20 protein-coding genes are annotated in these 23,031 nt (G+C 48.5%); all 20 read right to left on the bottom strand.

Annotated features, from left to right (window positions below):
- Nucleotides 1–35: 35 nt before the first annotated feature.
- The 20 genes from IEV54_RS07860 to IEV54_RS07765 all read right to left on the bottom strand — a co-directional run bounded on the left by IEV54_RS07860 (nt 36) and on the right by IEV54_RS07765 (nt 22,894).
- Nucleotides 36–1,451 carry an undecaprenyl-phosphate glucose phosphotransferase gene (locus tag IEV54_RS07860; protein ID WP_150278564.1) on the bottom strand — a complete coding sequence of 472 codons (1,416 nt, stop codon included), beginning with the start codon at nt 1,449–1,451 and terminating at the stop codon, nt 36–38.
- 82 nt (nt 1,452–1,533) lie between these two features.
- Nucleotides 1,534–3,300, bottom strand: a complete 1,767-nt coding sequence (locus tag IEV54_RS07855; RefSeq protein ID WP_150278563.1) for an SLC13 family permease — start codon at nt 3,298–3,300, stop codon at nt 1,534–1,536.
- Between the two features lie 167 nt (nt 3,301–3,467).
- Nucleotides 3,468–4,877 carry a mannose-1-phosphate guanylyltransferase/mannose-6-phosphate isomerase gene (locus IEV54_RS07850; protein ID WP_150278562.1) on the bottom strand — a complete coding sequence of 470 codons (1,410 nt, stop codon included), beginning with the start codon at nt 4,875–4,877 and terminating at the stop codon, nt 3,468–3,470.
- Nucleotides 4,878–4,879: 2 nt separating this feature from the next.
- Nucleotides 4,880–5,362 (bottom strand): GDP-mannose mannosyl hydrolase, encoded by a 483-nt coding sequence (locus IEV54_RS07845; protein ID WP_150278561.1) that lies wholly within the window; start codon nt 5,360–5,362, stop codon nt 4,880–4,882.
- Nucleotides 5,346–6,575, bottom strand: coding sequence for a glycosyltransferase WbuB (locus IEV54_RS07840; protein WP_150278560.1), 1,230 nt, complete (start codon nt 6,573–6,575; stop codon nt 5,346–5,348). Before IEV54_RS07840 ends, IEV54_RS07845 begins: the two co-directional genes overlap by 17 nt.
- Nucleotides 6,575–7,552, bottom strand: coding sequence for a GDP-L-fucose synthase (gene fcl / locus IEV54_RS07835; RefSeq protein ID WP_150278559.1), 978 nt, complete (start codon nt 7,550–7,552; stop codon nt 6,575–6,577). Before fcl ends, IEV54_RS07840 begins: the two co-directional genes overlap by 1 nt.
- Before the next feature lies 1 nt (nt 7,553).
- The gene (gmd, locus tag IEV54_RS07830) at nt 7,554–8,678 is read right to left on the bottom strand and encodes a GDP-mannose 4,6-dehydratase (protein ID WP_223825509.1); all 1,125 of its coding nucleotides are present in this window, start codon (nt 8,676–8,678) and stop codon (nt 7,554–7,556) included.
- An 11-nt stretch (nt 8,679–8,689) separates the two neighbouring features.
- Complete coding sequence (locus IEV54_RS07825; RefSeq protein WP_150278558.1) at nt 8,690–9,283, bottom strand: acyltransferase; 594 nt, start codon at nt 9,281–9,283, stop codon at nt 8,690–8,692.
- On the bottom strand, nt 9,258–10,412 hold the full coding sequence (locus IEV54_RS07820; protein ID WP_188434367.1) for a glycosyltransferase: 1,155 nt from the start codon (nt 10,410–10,412) through the stop codon (nt 9,258–9,260). The genes IEV54_RS07825 and IEV54_RS07820 overlap by 26 nt, the downstream gene beginning before the upstream one ends.
- On the bottom strand, nt 10,409–11,269 hold the full coding sequence (locus IEV54_RS07815; RefSeq protein WP_150278556.1) for a sulfotransferase domain-containing protein: 861 nt from the start codon (nt 11,267–11,269) through the stop codon (nt 10,409–10,411). The genes IEV54_RS07820 and IEV54_RS07815 overlap by 4 nt, the downstream gene beginning before the upstream one ends.
- The gene (gene wzy / locus IEV54_RS07810; protein ID WP_188434365.1) at nt 11,266–12,696 is read right to left on the bottom strand and encodes an O-antigen polysaccharide polymerase Wzy; all 1,431 of its coding nucleotides are present in this window, start codon (nt 12,694–12,696) and stop codon (nt 11,266–11,268) included. Before wzy ends, IEV54_RS07815 begins: the two co-directional genes overlap by 4 nt.
- Before the next feature lie 65 nt (nt 12,697–12,761).
- Nucleotides 12,762–13,631, bottom strand: coding sequence for a sulfotransferase domain-containing protein (locus IEV54_RS07805; RefSeq protein ID WP_150278554.1), 870 nt, complete (start codon nt 13,629–13,631; stop codon nt 12,762–12,764).
- 3 nt (nt 13,632–13,634) lie between these two features.
- Complete coding sequence (locus IEV54_RS07800) at nt 13,635–14,870, bottom strand: lipopolysaccharide biosynthesis protein (protein WP_188434363.1); 1,236 nt, start codon at nt 14,868–14,870, stop codon at nt 13,635–13,637.
- A 19-nt stretch (nt 14,871–14,889) separates the two neighbouring features.
- Nucleotides 14,890–16,305, bottom strand: a complete 1,416-nt coding sequence (gene cysN, locus IEV54_RS07795; protein WP_150278552.1) for a sulfate adenylyltransferase subunit CysN — start codon at nt 16,303–16,305, stop codon at nt 14,890–14,892.
- A gap of 29 nt (nt 16,306–16,334) precedes the next feature.
- Nucleotides 16,335–17,249, bottom strand: a complete 915-nt coding sequence (cysD, locus tag IEV54_RS07790; RefSeq protein ID WP_229734540.1) for a sulfate adenylyltransferase subunit CysD — start codon at nt 17,247–17,249, stop codon at nt 16,335–16,337.
- Nucleotides 17,250–17,263: 14 nt separating this feature from the next.
- Nucleotides 17,264–18,235, bottom strand: coding sequence for a DHH family phosphoesterase (locus IEV54_RS07785; RefSeq protein WP_150278550.1), 972 nt, complete (start codon nt 18,233–18,235; stop codon nt 17,264–17,266).
- A gap of 1 nt (nt 18,236) precedes the next feature.
- The gene (gene cysC, locus IEV54_RS07780; protein ID WP_150278549.1) at nt 18,237–18,851 is read right to left on the bottom strand and encodes an adenylyl-sulfate kinase; all 615 of its coding nucleotides are present in this window, start codon (nt 18,849–18,851) and stop codon (nt 18,237–18,239) included.
- A gap of 56 nt (nt 18,852–18,907) precedes the next feature.
- Complete coding sequence (locus IEV54_RS07775) at nt 18,908–20,074, bottom strand: nucleotide sugar dehydrogenase (protein WP_150278548.1); 1,167 nt, start codon at nt 20,072–20,074, stop codon at nt 18,908–18,910.
- Between the two features lie 123 nt (nt 20,075–20,197).
- Nucleotides 20,198–22,423 carry a polysaccharide biosynthesis tyrosine autokinase gene (locus IEV54_RS07770; protein WP_150278547.1) on the bottom strand — a complete coding sequence of 742 codons (2,226 nt, stop codon included), beginning with the start codon at nt 22,421–22,423 and terminating at the stop codon, nt 20,198–20,200.
- Nucleotides 22,424–22,459: 36 nt separating this feature from the next.
- Complete coding sequence (locus IEV54_RS07765; RefSeq protein WP_150278546.1) at nt 22,460–22,894, bottom strand: low molecular weight protein-tyrosine-phosphatase; 435 nt, start codon at nt 22,892–22,894, stop codon at nt 22,460–22,462.
- Between the last annotated feature and the right edge of the window lie 137 nt (nt 22,895–23,031).

Genomic DNA, 23,031 nt, shown 5'->3' with positions numbered 1-23,031 from the left:
GACCTTGACCTTGATCTAGACCTTGACCCTCACCCTCAATAAGCATTCTTATTAATAAACCCCTTAAAAATCGTCATAAACACAATCTTCAAATCCAACAACAACGACCAGTGCCTTATATAATCCAGGTCGCACTCAACCCGCTTACGCATCTTGTCCAGCGTATCCGTCTCACCACGCCAGCCATTCACCTGAGCCCACCCGGTAATACCTGGCTTTACCTTGTGCCTCAGCATGTAACCACTGATCAACTTCCGATACTCCTCATTGTGCGCCACCGCATGCGGTCTTGGCCCCACAATCGACATCTCACCCCGCAACACATTCAAAAACTGCGGTAATTCATCCAAGGAAGTACGCCGCAAAAAAGCCCCAAAAGGCGTAATCCGAGCATCCCCCTGGGTCGCTTGTATTACCTTAGCGCCGTTTTCCATCACCTTCATGCTACGAAATTTCCAGACTTCAATCGGCTTGCCATCAATACCGTAGCGCTGCTGCTTGAACAACGCCGGCCCGCGGGACGTCATTCGCACACAGAATCCAATAAACAGCATCGGCACCGCAATAATCGCCAGAATGATCAGCGACAAAACGATGTCCTCAATCCGCTTGATAATACGGTTCGATCCATCCATGGGCGTATCAAAAATGCTGATACTGGGCAGCCCGTTAATACTTTCACTGCGAGCGTGCAGCAGATCAAATACAAACACGTCAGGTATCAGGTATACAGAAGCCGTAGTATCACTGAGCTCATCAAGCAGGCGGCGGATCTTCTCCTCCGCGCGCATGGGCAGGGTGATATACACCTTGTCGATCATGCCAGCTCTTGCATCGCGCACCAGGGCCTGCATAGTGCCTCTTATAGCGACATCCTGCTCATGGGTGGTCAACCGCACGGGATCATTTGACTTATCATCGTAAAAGCCGACCAGATTGAGCCCCATCCATGGGCTGGCGATGATATTGTCAGCCAGCCGCTGGCCAAGCTCACCAGCTCCGGCGATGGCCACAGTACGGGTGTTATAGCCCTTGGCACGAAGTCTGCGCATGGCCACCCGGAAAAAGATCCGATAGCTCAGCAACCCAGCCAAACCGAGCACAAACCACAGGATACGGTCGGTATCCGGCAGCCGGCTGTTTTGGAAGATGAAATAGTCCGCTACGAACATACCGGCGAAGGCCGCAGCCCAGTTGCCAGCCACCTTACGTAACTCAACCAGACTGTGCTCACCACGCCAGGAGCCGTAGAGCCGGCTGAAGTCGTTGATTAGATAAAACAGAAACAATGTGACCAGTAGGCTGATCCAGTGATCTTGATGCTGCCGGGTGCCTTGCCACAACAGGGCGGCGAGGAAGGCCGCACCGATTACAAAGAGGTCCAGCCACCGATGCAAGACCGCCAGAAAAGGCTCATTTGAACGGATTATACCGTTATCACGGTTCAGCATTTTAGTGAATACCCTCAATACGGGCTGAGCATTCAGGATTGAATGATCAACAGACCAGAAGACCAACGTGCTTTTGTGTAATTCAAAACGACCAAATGAACGGAATCAATATTACAGATGAAGTTCCAATCAGTGCGCTTAACGGAACGCCAATTCTCAGGTAGTCGGTAAATTTGTAGCGGCCTGGGCCATAAACCATCAAATTGGTCTGATAGCCCAGTGGCGTGATAAAGCTGGCAGAAGCGGCGAACATGATAGCGATGACGAAGGGGAGATAATTGACTCCCAGAAGTTCAGCCACCGCCATGGCGATTGGAAACATCAGCACAGCAGCTGCGTTATTGGTAATTATCTCGGTGAAGAAGACCGTTAAAGCGTAAATGCCTGCCAGCGCCAGCCAAGGGGATATGTTATCGCTTGAGACGATCAGCCCCGCAATCGACTGAGCTGCTCCGGTCACCGTCATGGCGTTGCCAAGCGCAAACGAGGCTGCTATCACTATGAGTACTGGCAGATCGATGTAACGCCTGGCCTTCCCGGCGGTGATACAGCGCGTAGCCACCATGGCGCCGGCCGCAATAAAAGCAGCTTCCATGATGGGGAGCAGACTAAACGCGCTGATCAGTACCATCGACAACAATATGCCTAGGGCCAGAGGCGCCTTGCGGAAGTCGGGCGGAGTAGAGTCGTTTAGGGCACTGACCAACAGAAAGTCCCTGCGGAATCGGTATTGTTCGGCAAACTGCTGGCTGGCTTCCAGCAACAAGGTGTCGCCTACCCGGAATTGGATATCGCCGAGTTTGCCGGGGATCCTGTTACCCTCTCGGGAAACGGACAGGATCACCGCATTGAATCGAGTGCGGAATTTCGATTCGCGCACTGTCTTGTTCAGGGCAGGAAACTCGGAGCCCAAGACCACTTCGACAATGCAACGCTGGTGGTTGGCGATGGCCAGCTTGTGAACACTACCATTGGCGGGTTTCAAGCCCTGAATGCGTCTAAGCTCGGTAGCGCACTCGGGTGCGCCAATAAAATACAGCTTGTCACCGGCTTGCAGCGTACGGTCAGGTTCTACTGCGGTAATAAGCCGACCCTGGCGATCAATCTCGGTCAGATAGCCGTAAGTCAGGCTGCGCAAGCCTGCCTGGGCTATGGTCTTGCCAACAAGCGGTCCGGGCGATTCCACTTCGACTTCTACGCCATATTCCCGCACCTGCTCCAGCTGCTCTGTTACACCACCACGATTGGGCAGAAGCCGGTCAGCAAAAAGGACCAGGAAAGTAACCCCTATACCCAACAGCGGCACCCCCAGCCAGGCCAGTTCAAACAGCCCCAGGTGCGTTCCTGTTTTGCTCTGCAGCAGTCCATCAACCACCAGGTTGGTACTGGTACCGATCAGCGTGCAGGTGCCGCCCAGAATGGTGGCGTAGCTGAGTGGCAGTAATAGCTTGGAAGGTGAAATACGCAGCCGTGCAGCCCAGTCCTGAATGGCAGGAATGAACATGGCCACAACGGTTGTATTGTTCATGAAGGCACTGAGAAGACCCGTGGGCAGTAGCATCCGGACCTGCGCCCCGCGTACAGATTTCGGCTGCCCCAGCAGTCGTGATGCCACCCATTGAACGGCACCCGTCTCCTTGAGTCCGGCGGCAACTACGTACAGCGTAGCAATAGTAATGACCCCGGTGTTTGCAAAGCCCGCCAGAGCTTGTGGGGCGCTGAGAATCCCGCTGATGACCAGAAAAGCCAGCGCGCCCATCAGAATGAGGTCAGCCGGGATGCGTGTTGCTGCAAGCGAAACAAGTACCACCCCAACCGTGATCAGGGTAAAAATGGCGTCCAATTCCAATGTCGAGACTCCGTTAACTTAACGCCTAAAAGAGGTATAAAGAACTTTTAATATTAGATATTGCAACCGAGAATAAAAGTATAATCATTCAGGATGGATGTATAGCCGTTGCTCTTGTGTTGTCATTAAACAGAATTAATAAAGTTTAAGGCCTGCTTTTTAAGTTTTTAATTTCGCCCATAAATATCTTCGAATCGCACAATATCATCTTCTCCGAGGTAGGATCCCGACTGCACTTCTATTAGCTCAAGATCAATTACTCCCGGATTTTCCAGTGAGTGCACTTGTCCTATGGGTATGTAAGTGGACTGATTCTCAGTGACGAGATAGGACTTTTCGCCATTTGTCACCTTTGCAGTGCCACTCACTACAATCCAGTGTTCGGCGCGGTGGTGGTGCATCTGAACTGAAAGCTTAGCGCTAGGCTTTACTGTGATGCGTTTGACCTGATAGCGATGACCGCTGTCGATGGAATCATAGACGCCCCATGGGCGATAGACCTCGCGATGATTGGCGTGCTCGTGTCTACCCTCAGCCTTGATGCGTTCAACTATCTTTTTCACATCCTGCACGCGGTCTTTGTGAGCGACCAGCAGGGCGTCTTTGGTTTCGACAATGACTAGGTCACTAACACCCACAGTAGCGATCAAACGGTTCTCAGAACGAATGAGCGAATTGGTAGTATCCGACGTCATAACATCGCCGACAGTACTGTTGCCATGGCTGTCTTTCTCGCTGACTTCCCACAGCGCAGACCAACTGCCGATATCGCTCCAGCCTGCGTCAAGGCTTACCATGGCTGCGTCAGCAGTCCTTTCCATTACTGCATAGTCAATAGAATCGTCGGGACATGCTGCGAAAGCTTCTGCATTGACACGAGTAAAGTCGAGATCGTGTGAAGGCGTGTCCATGGCCCTAGTGCATGCTTCCAGAATATCGGGCTGAAATGCTTTTAGTTCATCAAGGTAGCGCTGCGCCTTGAACATGAACATTCCACTATTCCAGAAGAACTTACCGCTCGCCAGATACTCCTCAGCCGTTTCCAGGTTTGGCTTCTCCACGAAACGGGCAACGGTATAGCCGTGATTGCCCAAGCTTTCGCCCTGCTCAATATAGCCGTAGCCGGTTTCGGCTTTGGTTGGGACGATCCCGAAAGTGACCAATTTTCCGCTCTCAGCTAACGGGAGTGCTTGCTCAATACTCTGGTGAAAGGCAGCAGTGTCACTGATGAGGTGATCAGCAGCCAATACCAGCATAAGTGGGTTCTCGCCCTTGGCGGTCAGTTGTAATGCGGCCAACGCAATAGCCGGGGCCGTGTTGCGTCCCACGGGCTCAAGTATGATGGAAGCGTTTTTATAGCCGATTTGCCTCAACTGCTCAGCTGCCAGAAAACGATGCTCCTCGTTGCAGATAAGAAGAGGTAGGCTGATTTCAATGTTCTCTAACCGTTGTACGGTCTGCTGCAGCATGGAGACTTTTTCGCTGGTAAGCCGGAGAAATTGTTTGGGGTTTAATTGGCGTGATAGAGGCCACAGACGTGAACCGGAACCGCCGGCCATGATAACGGGTTGCAACATGTTCATAATCCTTTTTTGGGGTGCTTTGCCAGGGCAGCCAAGTAATCCCGACTGTGTTGGTGCACGCTGTTGTCGTTGATCATCTCCGACGGCGACCACCATTTGAATTCATTGTGTTGAGATTTCGGTAAATCAAGCAGCGACTGATCAGCAAGGTCCAATAGGTATCCTGCTACTACATAGTGAGTGTCCGGAGCCTCACCAAAAACACAATCATCGTAGAAGTGCTCATAGAGGTCGAGCAGGCTTGCTGAACTACGAGGGATAACCACACCGAGTTCTGTTTGGGTCAAGCGCCCAAAAGCTGTGTCCAGAGTTTCGTTTTTCATTACGCGACCACCGGGCACAAACCAGAAGCCTTGAGCTGGCCGGTTGGTTCGTTTGCCCAGCAGCAAACGACCTTCTGGATTCCTGATGATCAGGTCCATTGAGAACAATGGAGTGCTAGCTATTACAGTTCGAAATGTGTCATCTGGCAGCCACATCAGAAGAAACCTCCTCAATGAAGCGTTGAAGAATACTCTCCTTGTCTAAATACTCAGAGGCATACGATTGGGCTATAGCATTCCTCGCAGGCATCTTCATGGCCTGGTTGATGCCAGTAAGCAAGGCGTCTACAGACTCCGGCTCAATGCAAACCGCAATGCCGGGATGGTCTAGACATAGCAGCCCAAGGGTTGTGTCAGAGTCAGCAGTGATAACAGCATTGCCGCCAACTGCGAGGATATTCGTTAATTTAGACGGCAGCACAGCATCAGCCGCACCACGTTTCTGTACAACCAGGTGTACATCTGCAGAAGCCAGCAAGACCGGGAGGTCTTCGTAAGGTTGTAACGGAGCGAACGCCACGTTCGCAAGTTGCAAGCCCTTGGCTTTTTCAAGCAAGCGTTGCTTGCCTGAGCCTTCACCTACAAGCAAGAAGAACATATCTTCATTCCCTTGCAATCGCTCCGCTGCATCGATGAGCTGTTCCAATCCTTGCTTATCACCCATATTCCCTGAGTAGAGCAGGACCCTTCTGCCGTCAGGTACACCCAGTTTGCGGAGCAAATCTGGGCAGGGACGAATGTCTTTGAACCGGTGAGTTTCAGACCAATTGGGGAAAAATACCAGGCGGTTCTCTGGTACCCCCTTTTCTTTGGCACGCTTGAGCATGCCGCTGGAAATCGTGGATAGATAGTCGAAGCGACGCAAAAGGAAGCGCTCGGTGGCATAGGCAAACCGCTTGAGTATGCCTGGTTTGGCTAGGCCCAGCCCAAAAAGGGCGTCTACTTCGTAATCCTGGATATGCAGCACAGAGGTCGCGCCGCTTAACTTCGACAGCAACCAAGCCCCCGGCGCGCAAAATAACGTAGGGGCAACCAGAATGACCAGATCGGGTTTATTTCTGAGTTGCGCTATCAATGGAAATAAAGAGCTCAAGGCAAAGCTGGATAAATGAAGTAGGCGTTTGAGGGAGTTCACCTCTCTGGGCACGTAAAGCGGGCATCGGGTGACTCTTACGCCATTTTCATCTGCCTGATGCCATCTCGAACCGGTAAAACCTTCCTTGACTCTCCACTCAGGGTAGTACGGAGGAGCTGTAATAACGCTGACTTGGTGGCCAGAACGCTGCAACCATTCTCCCATTTCACCGGAGTACTTACCGATGCCGGTTAGCTCAGGACTATAGTTGATGCCATACAGAACAATATTCATCAATGCGACCGTGCGTTCGCAGCATTGTCGACGAACCACTCGTATGCGTTGTTCAAGCCTTCCTCAAGTTCGATGCTTGACTCCCAGCCGAGGGACTTCAGTCGTGACACGTCCATAAGCTTTCTTGGTGCGCCGTCAGGTTTGGAGCTGTCAAACGTTAACGCGCCTTTGAAACCCGTAACCTTCGCCACAGTTTCCGCCAACTGCTTGATAGTGCAATCCTGTCCAGTACCTACATTGATATGGCTGAGCATAGGTTTGGTGTTGGCCTGATAGGTCTGGTTATCCAGATTCATGACATACACCGAAGCCGCCGCCATATCGTCGACATGGAGAAATTCGCGCATAGGGGTACCACTGCCCCAGATAACCACTTCAGAGTCGCCCCGTTTGCAGGCCTCATGAAAACGCCGGAGCAAAGCGGGGATCACATGGCTGTTGTCGGGATGGTAATTGTCGTTGGGACCATACAGATTGGTGGGCATCACACTGCGGTAGTCACGACCATATTGGCGGTTGTAGCTTTCGCAGAGCTTGATACCGGCAATCTTCGCTATCGCGTAGGGCTCGTTAGTGGGCTCAAGGGCACCCGTTAACAAGGCGTCTTCGCGCATAGGTTGCTCGGCAAGCTTTGGATAGATACAGGAGGAACCGAGAAATAGCAGCTTTTGTATGTCATGGCTGTGAGCTGCATGGATAATATTGGCTTGAATCATCAGGTTCTCGTAGATGAATTCCGCAGGCAATGTGTTGTTGGCTTGGATGCCCCCTACCTTTGCGGCCGCCAAATACACCTGATCAAATTCATTCTCCTGGAAAAAGGAGTGCACCGCTCCTTGATCCAGTAAATCAAGCTCATCGCGACCAGCGGTAATTACGTTGATGTAGCCATCAGAGAGCAAACGACGGACGATGGCTGACCCAACCATCCCCCGGTGCCCGGCTACAAATACCCTTGATGTCTTGTCATGCTGCATTTCAATTCTCCATTGACACCGGCAACTCGTGTCCATGCTGCTTCAACAAGGCATGACGTTGTGCTACCTTCAGGTCTTCCCGTACCATTTCCGCGCACATTTCTTGCACACTGATCTCTGGAGTCCAGCCCAGCTTTTCTTTAGCTTTCGTCGGGTCGCCGAGAAGTGTTTCGACCTCAGCTGGCCGGAAGTAACGTGGGTCGATCCGGACCAAAACATCACCGACCTTGATCGCAGGTGCATTGTCTCCCGTAATGGATTCGACTACAGCGATCTCGTCTAGTCCTTTGCCTTCAAATCTCAAGGTCACGCCGATCTCTGCAGCTGACCAACGAATAAACTCACGTACTGAATACTGAACGCCAGTCGCTATAACAAAATCCTCAGGTTTGTCCTGCTGCAGCATCATCCACTGCATACGAACGTAGTCCTTCGCATGTCCCCAATCACGGAGGGCATCAAGATTGCCCATGAACAAACAGCTTTCTAGGCCCTGAGATATGTTAGCCAAACCACGCGTAATTTTACGAGTAACAAAAGTTTCGCCCCTGCGTGGGGACTCGTGATTAAACAAGATACCATTGCAAGCATACATGCCATAAGCTTCTCGATAGTTTACAGTAATCCAATAAGCATAAAGTTTAGCTACTGCGTAAGGTGATCGAGGGTAGAAAGGAGTGGTTTCTCTCTGAGGGGTTTCTTGGACAAGCCCATAAAGTTCGGAAGTAGACGCTTGATAAAAGCGTGTTTTCTTTTCCAGGCCCAGCAGCCTGATGGCTTCCAGAATGCGCAAAGTACCCATCGCGTCTACATCAGCCGTATATTCCGGTGAATCAAAACTTACCGCCACATGAGACTGGGCGCCTAAGTTATAAATCTCGTCAGGCTGAATTTCTTGAATAATTCTTGTTAAATTGGAAGAATCGGTTAAATCACCGTAATGAAGAATAAAGTTTTGATTATCGACATGTGGGTCTTGATAAATATGGTCCACACGCTGTGTGTTAAAAGACGATGCGCGTCTTTTGATACCATGAACCTCATAACCTTTTGCAATTAGGAATTCTGCCAAATAAGAACCGTCTTGGCCAGTAATGCCTGTTATTAATGCTTTGTTGCTCATCATGGAAACTCCAGTTATTCGTTTAAGCGTTTAATTAATTTTGCGGGAACGCCGCCATAAATACCACGGTCAGTGCAGCTTTTGGTAAGTACACTGCCGGCAGCGATAATACTGTTGGCAGAGACAAGCTGACAATTTTCTAATATGATTGACTGCGATCCCACCCAAACACCAGGACCTATAATTTTAGGCATGGCAATAGGTTCTGAACGCGGATTATAACCGTGCGAATGAGTATAAATTACGCAGTTTTCTGAAATTAATACGCCGGCTCCAATCAGAAGATCACCGGTATGATCTATCCGGGTATTGCTATTGATCTGTACCCCTTCACTCAAGGTTAAAACCCCTATAGCTGTTTCTGAGGTGAGTGCACAGCCCTTAGTAAGAAAACAATTTCGTCCGATGCGCACGCGCATCGGATTTTCAATTTTTACACCGAGTTGTATTACACTCCCTTCACCAATGTTTTTGATTAAAAACCGCCATCTAAGGGTATTAATACGATCTCCAAGTTTAAGGAAAAATCTTAAGGGTAAGCGAAAGATTGAGAGTATGAGACCGTGCCGGCGAATGAATGGCTTAATTTTTGTATAGAATGTTTTCATACGACTCCGTGGTTTTCACGCCAGACTGAGACCAGTCGTAGGTAGAGATTATAATTTGAGCTGCGTTTGCACCCATTTTCTTAAGGTCAGCGCTAGGCGTATTGCAAGCGATGGTCAGAGCTTCCTTAAGCTTATCTACTGTAGGCTCCATAACCCAACCACAATTTTTTTTCTGAATGTCTTTCCACGGTGTATTAGTGGAGACAATTACAGGCAAATGAGCAGCCATTGCTTCGGCTATTGCCATACCAAAGTTCTCAAACTTGCTAGGAAGAACAAACAGTTCTGATGCCCAATAGGCCATCAAGCGCGCTTCAAGACCAAGATGCCCACAAAAAATGACTCGATCAGAAATCCTGAGATTTTCGGCCAAATCTACTAGGGTCTGAACGTAATTTGTTTCTCCCGTGCCGCAAATTAATAATTTCCACTCTTTCGGAAGTGCTGCTTTCTCATAAGCAATAAACAGTAGATCTAATTGTTTCCGAGCTTCAATCCTCGAAAGAAAAAGTATGTATCTGTGTGAGCTTGATAGGCCGAGCGCTTGTTGTGCTGCACGTTTCTCAATTAGAGGTATGAATTCTGCCGAAGAAACACCGTTGGATATTAGTTCTATATTATTATTAAGCTTAAGTAAGGAGAAATCATTGGCTTCCTGTTCCGATGTGACGTGGACAGCCTTGGCTTGTTTCAGGAATCTATCAATAAAAATCTTCCGCAATACTATTTTAAATAACCGATTTTTAACTAAAGACTGCTGAAACAGGCTTGAGCGTGGCGAGATGACATACGGAATTTTATGTAGCCTTGCAAACAAAAAACCCACAAGGGTTGGAAAAGACCAGATGGAATGGAAATGAATTAAATCAAAATGGTTTTCCATATGAGCTTCTTTGAGGGTTTTGTAAAAACGACAAGATAAATAAAAATTGTGAAATTTTGTTCCCCGGGAATATAGGACAGGTATGCGAAACTGTCTTGCCCGGGAATTGCGCTTGTCCCCTCGGAGAAAAGTGCTAGTAACCATAGAAGATGTACGATGAGGCAGGGAGTGTATAAGCTCCGGAATAGATTTAGCAGGCCCACCATATCGATCATCAAAATTTTCTATTATGTGTAGAATTTTCATTTCGATAAAAGCCGGCTGTAGGTTTGCCATAAAGATATGTCGATGTCCCACTCTAAGCGAAACCTTTCGATGTCGTCATGAATTTGTTCAAAAATCTTAGTTTCAGTATTGCTTGAAAATGTGCCCGGATCGATTTTTGATTTCCGGGCTAAAAGAGACTTGAGTTGCGATCTGACTTGGACCGGAAGTAATGGCTTGACCAGATTTTTATACCAATCTCTGTTGCTTACAATGGCGCCAACCCAAGATATTGGAACTAGCTTCTCGGATGAAACGTTTAACTTGGTGTTGGTGTCAATGGATATATTTGGTGACTTTAAGCCCAGAAAAGAAGCTATGTCTAAAGTTGTTTCTAAACGCGAATTTATATATTTTTCGAATTGAATGACTTTAATATTTTCATAACCAAACGCTTCTATCCACGGAGTAAGCTGGAAGTGATATTTACTGACATCACAGAAGCGTGTTTCGGCATTAGCTAAATCGTTTATGTTGCCCTTTACGCGTCCTGCGAGCAAGTCGTGGTAGATATGTGAGCGTGCTCTCTCAATTGGGTCTCTAACCAAGTATATTATTTTTAACTCCGGACCGATTACAGACAACACGCGATTTACCACGCCGGGGAATTTGGGAAGCATAGTGTAAGTAGTTGAGAATTCTCCTTTAAGATCATTAGGTGCTGCGCCGCCAAAAAGTTGTTCATACTGTCTTTTGCCAGACTTTGACATGATTTTATCTGAATTAAATATCATGGGCTCTTTGTTGGCTGGAGAGTAAATCCCATCAATGGTTGCAAGGTCAGAATGGAGTGTGGTAGTACCGCTTTTCATTGAACCTATTACTAAAAAGTCTATCATAATGACTTTGCCTTCTGCAGATTTGCTTTTCTCGCCGAGGATGTTGTGAGTATCAATAGTGTGCCCATGACGACGATGTCAGTAGCTACTTGAACTAATGCTTGTGAAAAATTCAGGCCGATTGCTCCGAACGAAAAACGCCATAGAAAGCTTATGTAAATCAACAGCGCAATAGGGTTGGAAATTATTATATTTCTAAAGGTCATATACAAAAGTTTTTGAATGGAGCCAAAAAGAAAAGGAAGTATAATAAGGCCAATATAACCAAAATTCATATATCCCTCAGCTACAATTCCAGGGGGGAAACCATTGTTGAGTGTTGGTAGGCCATAGATTTCACTTCGCACTGAAGGGCCTAGGCTGACGTTTGGCTTCTCTGGCCATATTACTCTGGGTATAGGGGCTGTAATCCAAGAAATTAAGGATGTACCATAAAGATAATCCATTTTTTCAGGCACGTTAGCGATAATGATCGAGGTTCGCGCTAAGTCAACGAAGTTACCTGACCCTACAGTTGACTGAATAGGGTCGGTATAAGTTGATGCATCATTACCTTGCGCTGTTGCACGTAGATATCCCATTCCTGAAGCAATAGAAACAGAAAATACAAGTGTGCCTATCAATACCTTTTTTGGTAAAGAGCGATTTTTCGCATAATAGATAATAATTAAGCAGTTAATGCCTACTAGCATAATGTCCATTCTGGAGCTTGATACGAAAGGGGTAATAAATGCGAAGGCGAATGCTGTGTAAATCATTATTTGGTTTGAGAGCTTATGCGAGCGTTTGAGCATTGTTAGTCCACTCGCTAGCACCAGATATAATGCCACTTCTGCAAAAGAAGCAAGAAACTTTAGATGACCATATGCGCTGTAAGTGCCATCATCAACCTCTATGGCTCTTTTGTTTGAAATTGATGTTAAATCACTAAGGTCGAGATTTATTGTCTTTAGGTATAGAAAGCTTCCTGTTGCTGAAATAAATATCGCAACAGGAAAAATTGCATGAATTTTATTTGTGCTTATTTTTCGTTTTAAAAGAAATAGTCTTTCTATTGGTATTCTTTTGTTATGAAACGAGTATCCTAAATTTAAGCTGAGAAGTCCTAAAAAAAGGAATGGGCTAAAACCTAGAATTGTGCTGAAGGAAAAGCCCTCGGTTAAATAATCGAATTTTTCGCTTCCTTGTAATGTAACAAGTAACGATCTGGCTGCGGTCCCTAGAAAAACTGCAAAATATATGAGATTAATTGGTTCAAAGACATCGATCTTTCTATTGTTTAGTTGTGACGGAAGAAATGCGCAGAGACATAGAAAAGAAATCGAGCAGAATAAATATCCTTCCTCATTACTTAGGGTGTAAAGTAACAGAAAAAATAATGATATTATAATATTTGGGTATATAAGTGCTATCAAGCGCAAATTCATATTTCTTTTTGAATGGCTTGACGATACCTGTGCGCTCGACTTCTTATGAGGTAACATTAGAGTGCTTAGTATCCTAATAAAGTAGCTGATTGGTTTATGCTTTTCTCTACGACAGAAGAGTCCGGGGCTAATAGTTCGAGTTCGCTTTTCCAGCCAGATATATTCCCTTTGCGTTTGGTAAACGACTTTCTATTAACTGATTCGGATATAATCTTTGCTATCTCGTGTTGATCTGCCACCATGCCGATGTGAGAAAAGAGATTAAGAAGAATTACGGAATCATTTCCCGCAAGCACACTTTTTTGGTCATTCATAAGTTCTTCGTATTGAACATAGAAAGTTGACTCTTCTGTTCTCCAGTCTTTGAAGCGAGCCATTCGTTCTTCGAATGATGGTTGTCGGTATTTTGTACCATTATGCAAGTATTCAAAGCCTGTCGCTAGAGCTTCTATCTGGTCTTTACTGGAATTGAATTGCGTTGTTAATGTGGGATGTAAGAAATGGCGCTTCAAGTTAACTATATAGTGATACTCAGATATTATTATTGCGCCGGGATGGCGGGCTAAAAATATCGTGGAAACATTGTTTTGTTTTGTTATGCCGCAAATTAAAGGGTCATAAGGTAGGTGAGCACTAAAAAAGTGGCCCTCATTCAACTTACATACTTGTTTTTGGAAGATTGATTCGTCTATATCAAATTTTTCATTTTTGTGAGCGTTACCTTCGGATCTCTTATTTACAAGTCTTGTTTCAAGGTGTGAGCCGCTGTTGATGAGGCCTGGTGTGCTGGATAATAAGCCAGTAACTAGGTGTGTGCCGGATTTAGGAATGCTATTTAGGAAAATCTTTGGCATTCCCGGTGTAAATTTTCGTCGAGTCTTTAATGTGTAGGAATAAATTAGTAACTTTCGGATAAAAGCATTTTGAAAAAACATCTGTCAGTTTCCAAATATAGATTTTCGCTTAATGAAGATAAGGGCTAAGCTAAGTAGGTTTTGTCCGACTATTACTCCTGCTAAGCCGATAGCGCTACCATAAATCCCGAATCCCATCGTTAGTAGTGTATAAGATGGTAATCCAACAAGAACCAAAATAATTGCTGCGTTCTTCATTAGATTGTCGTGCCCGGTCATGTTTAGCAGAAACCCAATGGATCCAGTTGCGACGTTGAAGAACTGAGCTGTGGCGAGGATTAACAAAACCGGATATGCTGCTCCAAACTCCGGTCCAAAAAGAGCTAATATATCCCTTCCGTAGATGATAATTATCAAGTATATCGGTGTTGCTAAAAATACACCACTGAGGGCGCTTTTCAGGACCAGTGACTTTAGCGCTTTATAGTTTTTTAAGTTATGCGTGGTGGCAAATCTTGGTGGGTATATAGCGTTTATGGCGATCAATATCATCCCGATACTCATTGCTATCCGCTCTGCGGATCTGAATAATCCAAGTTCTTGGTCGTTCACGAGAATCCCGGCAATTACTATCGTGCCCACTTGTTGAAATAGCTGTGTTAGATTCAAAGCCATGAAGTTCTTTGAAACTTTGTTTAGCTCTTTAACTGGTGCTATTTTTGTCTGTACCTCTTTGTTTGTATTTTTCAATACTAGGTATAATGCAATGCAGCCGTAACATAGTACTAAAAAGGTTGATAGCGTGAAAGCAGTAGCAGCTCCCTCTATTGAAATACCCCATATCAACCAACCACATAAAATTGTTGCGGTTGCAACAAGTGATATTGCACCGTTCTCTAGCATGCTTGCTGCGACAGGGCGCCTAAGCCCTTTTAAAAACCCTGAAAGGACGAAACACAATGTCAGTGGTGGCGTTGATAATGCCATGGCTCTGATTACTTCGCCAACACCGCCTAAAGATGATAGTTTCTCGATTTGAGTCGCACTGAGATATACGATTGCTGTTATAAGGGTTGTAGGGATTGCCGTTCTTTTTATGCCCCATTTCAAGTAGATAATGGACTCAGCGTTGTTAGTCGTTTGAGCGGCATATTTCATTAGTGCGTTATTTGTTCCGCTTCTTGCAATCATGGCGGCTCCGAGTATCACACTTTGTGCTAATGCAAAAATACCAAAGCCTGGCGCGCCATAAAGCCGAGCTAGCAATATACCAAGTGTTATCGAGCCAATCGCTGATAATGCTCGTGCAAGAAGTGTCAACAAGAGCGCCTTGCTTAAACTATATTTCACGGCATTCCCACTCGGGATAATTTTCTCTGATAAAGCGATTCAAATTCTTTTCTGCTTGGTTGTAGCTCTTTTGGGGGTGACTTATTTCGTTTTTAGAAGGTTTGGGGCTCAATATCATACCTGCACCAACGGTTACATTAGTAAGCGTATCAATGATAGCAAATGCACCGGTGTTTGGGAGTTTACAGTACCTATCAAAAACTGCATCTTCAGTAAGTTCTATATCAACTTGGCCAATTGAGTTTAGATCGAGGGAGGATGTTCCTGGAATTGTATCAAGTGTATTGACGTCTATTTCATGTTGAATATTAGTGAAATAGCCCGTTGTTACTTTGGTGCCGAGCTTGAAACCGTATTCCTTTCCTGTGATGAGCGGTTTTTCACTCATCCACACAACGTGGGCACTAAAGGCTTTCCCAACAACAGCCGGTGTTGCCGGGTCTACCAGTGTGTCCCCGCGTGAAACGTCTATTTCGTCTTCCAGTGTCACCGTTATTGCGTCACCAGGAAAGGCTTCTTGTAGTTCGCCTTCGTAAGTGATGATGCTTTTCACTTTGCTTGTCTTTCGAGAAGGCAGCGTCATGACGGTATCGCCATGGCGTAGAACACCACTTGCCAAGGTGCCGCAAAACCCACGGAAATCCAGATTGGGTCGATTCACGTATTGAACAGGGAAGCGGAGATCAGTCAGGTTCTCGTCTTCTACTAGTTCCACGCTTTCCAGGATTTCCATCAGCGTTGGGCCCTCGTACCAGGGCATGTGCTCGCTGCGGTTGACTACGTTGTCACCGTTCAAGGCGGAGACAGGTACGAAATGCACATTGTGCAGATTCAGCTTGTCAGCCAGCTGCTGGTATTCAAAGCGGATGTTATCGAATACTTCGCGCGAGTACTCTTTCAGGTCCATTTTGTTAATGGCGACCACAATGTGCTTTATGCCCAGTAGGGAAGCGATAAAGCTGTGGCGGCGGGTCTGAGTCTGTACGCCACGGCGGGCATCAATCAGGATGATAGCCAGGTCACAGGTGGATGCGCCAGTAGCCATGTTGCGCGTGTACTGCTCGTGCCCAGGGCAATCTGCAATGATGAACTTGCGCTTTTCGGTAGAGAAGTAGCGGTAAGCTACGTCAATGGTGATGCCTTGTTCACGCTCGGATTGCAGACCATCGACCAGCAGGGCTAGGTCCAGGGCCTCGCCTGCGTTGCCTACCCGGTCGTTGTCCTTGTGCATTGCTGCCAATGTATCTTCGTAAATCAGGTTGGTATCGAACAGTAGTCGCCCTATCAGGGTGGACTTGCCGTCGTCGACGTTGCCGCAGGTTAGAAAACGCAGCATGTCCTTGTTTTCGTGCTGGTTAAGGTAGGCTTCGATATCGGTGGAGATCAATTCGCTTTGATGAGACATAACATGTTCCTTAATGACTGTGCTGGCTTTTAGAAATAACCCTGGCGTTTCTTTTCTTCCATGGAGCCTGCGCCATCGTGATCGATGACGCGCCCCTGGCGCTCAGATGTGCGGGTTAGCAGCATTTCCTGGATGATTTCGGGCAGGGTGGATGCGGTGGATTCGACTGCTCCAGTCAAGGGATAGCAACCAAGGGTGCGAAAGCGAACAGACTTCATTTCTACCTTGTCATCGGGGCCTATCGGCATACGCTCGTCATCAACCATGATGAGTGTGCCGTCGTGTTCCACTACGGGGCGTTCCTTGGCGAAATATAGGGGGACGATATCGATCTTCTCCTTGTATATGTACTGCCAGATGTCCAGTTCGGTCCAGTTGGACAAGGGGAATACGCGGATGGATTCGCCCTTGTTGACCTTGCCGTTATAGATATTCCAGAGCTCTGGCCGCTGGTTCTTTGGATCCCAGCGATGGAATTTGTCGCGGAAGGAATACACGCGTTCCTTTGCCCGGGATTTTTCTTCGTCACGTCTTGCTCCGCCAAAGGCGGCATCAAAACCGTATTTGTTCAATGCTTGCTTGAGTGACTGGGTCTTCATCACATCAGTATGCTTTGCACTGCCGTGGGTGAAGGGGCCGACGCCTTGCTCCAGGCCTTCCTGGTTTATGTGCACAATCAGTTTCAGGCCCAGGTTTTCCGCCAGTTGATCGCGGAAGCTGATCATTTCCTTGAACTTCCAGGTGGTGTCCACGTGTAGAAGCGGGAAGGGTGGTTTGCCGGGTGCAAAGGCCTTCAGCGCCAAGTGCAACATCACTGCGCTGTCTTTACCTATGGAGTAAAGCATGACCGGGTTATCGAACTCGGCGGCTACTTCACGGATGATATGAATGGATTCGGCTTCCAGCTGTTTCAGGTGGGTCCGACGGGGTGGTGTCAGGGTCATGATAGTTTCCTCATTCATTGTTTCTGCCATTGCCGGACCATGGCCTGGATAAATGTGTCCAACTGATCGCTAGGTAATTTGTTGATGCCGGCTGCAGCCTTGCGGCCACCGCCGGAAGGGAACTGGCGCGCTAATTCATCGGCGCCTGTGCGATTGTTCAGGGGCGCGCGAATGCTTATCAGATAAAAGCCTGGCTCAGCATTGGTTACGACTGCACATGCCTGTTCCGGATATTGATTAGCAAGATCATTGCCAAGTACGCCGCTTACGCGTCTTGCCCATGGCTCGTCTGGCAGTTGCACCACAATTGCCTGCTCGCAATGGTGTAGTGCAGGCGTTCCGAGACCCTTTGCCATGTCTTCCCGGTACCCGTCACTCAGCTTTTGCCAGGCGGCGGGCTTGTCTACCAATAGTTGGAGTGGGTCAGGGTATGCCAATAGCGCCTGGTACAGGTCGGCAGGGTGAAAGTGCAGGTCCTGCAGGCTAGAGCCATAGCCGTTGTAATTGATGCAGATGCCCAGTTGTTTCAGGCCTTCAGTCTGCTGCTCATCCAGGCCTGCCTCAACGGCCAGTTTACTGGCAACCGAGTTGAGGTTGTCGCCGAAGGCTGCCGTGATAGCCCAGTTGTGAAACTGACCCTTCAGGTGCTGATCGATCAGCAGGCTTGTGCAGGTGGCGGCATTGGTATCAATCAAACCCGTGAAATTGGGGTGATCCGGCAGCGAATCCCCAGGGTGGTGGTGATCGCAGTAAAAAACAGTGCTGCCTGCTGTTAGCAGAGCGTCGACTGCATTCCGGTTTTTATCCAGGCTGATATCGAGCGCCGTGACCGTGGCAGGGGTATCTGTTGGTACTTGCTGGAGTAGCTCGATATCTCGTTTTACTCCCGTTACCAGGGAACTGTGCACCGGGTTTGCGAGTCTCAATTGAAGCAATGCACAGATACCGTCAGCATCGCCGTTGAATACGTCATATCGGGGTTCCATCTCAGGCCTCCTTCAGTATCTGCTTTGCCTTGAGATAGCCGATGATCTGGCTGACAGAGTCTTCGAGGCTCTGTGTGGATGTGTCGATTATGATCTCCGCGTTTTCTGGAGCTTCATAGTCCGAGTCGATCCCAGTGAAGTTTCGGATTTCACCGGCGCGGGCTTTCTTGTACAGGCCCTTGGGATCGCGCTGTTCGCATGCACTGAGCGGTGTGGCCACGTGTACTTCGATGAACTCGCCTGGTTGCACCAACTCGCGTACTAGGCGACGTTCAGCGCGGAATGGAGAGATAAACGCGGCTAATACCAGCAGGCCGGAATCAACGAAAAGCCCCGCCAACTCGCCGATACGGCGGATGTTTTCCTGACGGTCCTGATCGCTGAAGCCGAGATCCTTGTTCAGGCCGTGACGAACATTATCACCGTCCAGCAGGTAGGTATGGTGGTTGAGTTCGAACAATTTCTGTTCTACGGCGTTGGCCAGGGTGGATTTACCCGACCCACTGAGCCCGGTAAACCAGATGATGCAGGGTTGTTGGCGCTTCTGGTCGGAGCGCTGGTCTTTGTTGACCTTGTACTGATGCCAGACGACATCCTTGTTGGGTTCGATAATCATAATAGTTATCCATGCTTGGGAGTAGCAATTTAGGGCAGATCATTTTTAAACGAAAACTAATCGTTGCCGAAAAGGTCCCGGGTGTAGATTTTCTCTTTTACGTCTTCTAGCTCGGATTGTATGCGGTTAGCCAGAATAATGTCGCTTTCTTGTTTGAATAATGCCAGGTCATTAATAACCCTAGAGTTATAGAAATTATCTTCTTCAAGTGATGGTTCGAATACAATTACTTCTATGCCTTTGGCTTTTATGCGTTTCATTACACCTTGTATCGCGGAGGCCCTGAAATTATCTGAACCGCTTTTCATTACCAAGCGATAAATGCCTACGACTTTAGGTTTTCGTTTAATAATGGCGTTGGCAATGAAGTCTTTTCTCGTTGTGTTAGCCTCTACGATTGCTTTGATCATAGTGCTAGGTACATCAGCATAGTTCGCTAGCAACTGCTTGGTATCTTTCGGCAGGCAATACCCGCCATAACCAAATGATGGGTTGTTATAGTGGCTACCTATCCGTTGGTCCAAGCACACACCTTCTATGATCTGACGGGTATCCAAACCATGGCTTTCTGCATAAGTGTCCAATTCATTGAAATAGGCTACCCGCATAGCTAGATAGGTATTGGCAAACAATTTGATGGCTTCAGCCTCAGTTGAGTTCGTCAGCAGTATTTGCGGGCCTGTTTTCAAGGCGCCTTGCTTAAGCATGTTGGCAAAGATCTGAGCCCGCTCACTTTGTTCTCCTACGATAATTCTTGAGGGGTACAGGTTGTCATAAAGCGCTTTGCCCTCACGTAGGAACTCAGGCGAGAAGATGATATTCGGATTGTTTAGCTGTTCTTTTAGAGCTTTGGTATAGCCAACTGGTACGGTTGATTTAATCACAATGGTGGCATTCGGATTTATCGCCGTTACGTCGGCAATAACTGCTTCCACGCTTTTGGTATTGAAGTAATTAGTTTCAGGATCGTAATCTGTAGGAGTTGCTACGATAACAAATTGCGCACCGTCGAAGGCTTCAGCTTTGTTGGTCGTTGCTTTGAGATTCAAAGTCTTGTTAGCGAGATAGTCTTCTATTTCCGCATCCGCTATTGGGGAACTTTTCTGGTTGATCAGATCGACCTTTTCCTGGACGATATCCAGTGCGATGACTTCGTTATGCTGGGCTAGTAGTACGGCATTGGACAGGCCTACGTAGCCTGTGCCTGCGACTGCGATTTTCATAGCTGGTTACCAGATAGTTACAGAATGGGGTTGTCTTGGAAGGAGGAGAATGGCCAAGCTACTTCTGCAGGGATGCATCATGAAAAGTAACAGAGCTAGCACCTGCTAGCCCTGTTAAAGATCTCAACTCTTGTCGGACTTGTATTCGTAATTGTAGTAACCGTAATTGCCGTAACCATAGGCGCTGGCTTTCTTTTCCACGGCGTTGAAAATGGCGCCCTTGAGCTGGATGTCGTTCTGCTCAAAGCGGCGCTTGGTTACTTCTATTTCCTTGGCGGAGTTGAGGCCAAAACGGGTGACGATCAATGACATGCCCACCTGGCGGCCAACGATGGCAGCGTCGGTCACGGCCAGTATCGGCGGGGTGTCGATGATGATCATGTCGTACTCATCCTTGACGTTATCCAGGAAGCTGCTGAAGTTGGCGTGCATCAATAGTTCTGATGGATTTGGTGGGATCTGGCCGCGTGGTACCACGAACAGGTTTTCCACCTCGGTGCTGTGGATCGCATCGTTGCTGGTGATGCGGGCGGAGAGCAGTTCAGACAGGCCGTTCTCTGGAGCCATGCGGAACATCTTGTTCAGATAGCCTTTGCGCATGTCGCCGTCGATCAACAGTACCTTTTGGCCGGCCTGGGCGATGATGGCTGCCAGGTTTACCGATACGAATGATTTGCCCACCGATGGACTTGGGCCTGAGATCATCAGGATGTTGTTCTTGGCCTCCAGCCGCGCGAAGTGCAGGCTGGTACGCAGGCTGCGCAGGGACTCTACGGACAGGTCTGCGGGGTTGCTAATGGCCAATAGCAAGGAGCCGCTATAGGCATCGCGGTTACGGCCTTTAGTGTATTTCTCCAGCACTTCCTGATCTTTGCTGAAGGGGATTGCTGCATATACCGGCAAGCCAAGGTTTTCGATCACGTCCGGGTCTTCCACGCCGCGGTTCATAGCGTGGCGCAGTAGCACCAGAGCGACGCCGATAAAGCCGCCGAGCAGGGTGGCGACAATAGCGATCAATGCCTTCTTGGGCTTGACGGGCTCTTCCACATTGGCTGCTGCTTCATCGATGATGCGCACGTTGCCGACTGTGCCTGCCCGCAATACGTCCAGCTCCTGTGAGCTGTTGAGCAGGGCGGTGTAAATTTCCGTGGTTACGGCTACGTCACGTTTGAGGCGAAGCAGCTCCTGCTGGGTGGAGGGAAGGTCGCCAACGCGTGCTTCCAGGTCTGCCTTTTGGCGCTCCAATTGCTGCATCTGTACCAGCATGGCCTGGTAGTTGGGGTGCTCACGGGTGAAGCGGCGCTCCATCTCGGCGCGGCGCAGATTGAGTTCGGAGATCATGGTGTCGAGCTCGACGATCTGGTCGAGTATGGCCTGTGTCTCGATGGTGATGTCTACGGACTGGGTGCTGATCTGGTATTCGTTCAATGCTTGTTCATAGCGTTCCAGCTCCTGGCGTACGACGGGGAGCTGTTCGCGGATAAACTCCAGGCTTTGGGCTGCCTCGGCCGAGTTGCGGGCTACGTTCTGGAGTACGTACAGGCGGCTGACTTCATTCAGGATGCGTGTGGCCTGGGCGGGGCTTTCATGCTGCATGCTCAGGCTGATAATGCCGGAATCCTTGCCTTTTTCGCTTGCGCCCAGTTCTTGTTGATAGGAGATGATGCTGTTGAGCATGCGGTGCTTGGTAATCAGAAACTCGGTGCCCGGGCGGGCTACCAGGGCCTGCACCTGAATCTTGAAGCCGTCCCGGTCAATCTGCTCCAGGGTGTTGCCCTCTATCAGCAGCACACCGTCCTGATCTTGAAGGGTAAAGGTGCCTGCTTCCTGTGCGGTGAGAATCAGGGTTTTGCCCAGATAGCCGGGTGGTACTTCCAGTTGGAAGATATCCAGCTCTTCACCACCCCAGGCAAAGGAGTCCAGGCCGAGCCAAGGCTCTGCGACTTCGTTAGCCTCATTGCGCTGGTAGCGGCGGGCTGCCCAGTTGCCAATGCCGGGGAAGTATTTGGGCTCAGCGACGATATCGAGCTTGAGGTTCTCTACTGCCTGGCCAATGACGGTGCGGGACTTGAGCAGCTCAATTTCAGTGACGGCTACAGGTGTGCTGCCGAACATCTCTGAGATTTCACTCAAGCCGGTCATGCTGGGCGACTTTTCTTCTATCTGCAGCAGAGCGTTGGCCTGGTAGATGGGTGTGGCCAGCAGGGCATAGGCCACGCCAATGATTGCGAACAGGACCGTGAAGCCTATTATTATCCACTTGCCGTCTATCAAGGCTCCCAGCAGGGTGAGCAGGTCAATCTCGTCATCATCGCGGTGGTCTTGAACCGGGGGTGTATTGTTTTGCATGTAGGCCCTTTGGCAGTCGATCAATATGGAATGAGGTTACAGGTGCTTTGACCAGCTGGCAGTGCCTTCGCTGATCAGTTTGTATACGTGCTCGAAAGCGGGTCGTTGTTGACGGTATGGGTCGGGTATGGGCTTGTCTGATTGCCATTTGCCGAGCAGAAAGGTTTTGCCGCGCGCCTCGGGTGCGATGCGCAGAATATCGTGCACATGGCGCGGCTCCATGGTCAGGATTAAATCGTATTGGTGTGCTATTTCGCGTGTTAACTGACGGGCCTGGTGGGTGGGGTGGTCCAGGCCGTTTTCCTGAAGAATCTCCAGGGCTGTGGCATCCATGGGTTTGCCGACCAGAGCGCCGACACCTGCAGAAGCGACCTTGATGCCTTTGGTACGGCATTGCTCGAGCAGCATGGCTTCGGCCATGGGGCTACGGCATATGTTGCCAACGCATACAACAAGGATGGATTTGAACATGTATGAAATCGGGCTCTGCGTTGCGGCGCTTTCATGCCTGTAGCGCTTTGAATGTAGTGGTCGTTCGCTGTGCGGTCAAGACTATAACGCGCACATAAATGGTGCTTCAGACACGCTACCGCCCCAGGATTTAGTGT

The sequence above is a fragment of the Halopseudomonas salina genome, assembly GCF_014637955.1.
GTDB classification, from domain to species: Bacteria; Pseudomonadota; Gammaproteobacteria; order Pseudomonadales; family Pseudomonadaceae; genus Halopseudomonas; species Halopseudomonas salina.
This window is presented reverse-complemented; position numbering and strand designations above follow the sequence as displayed.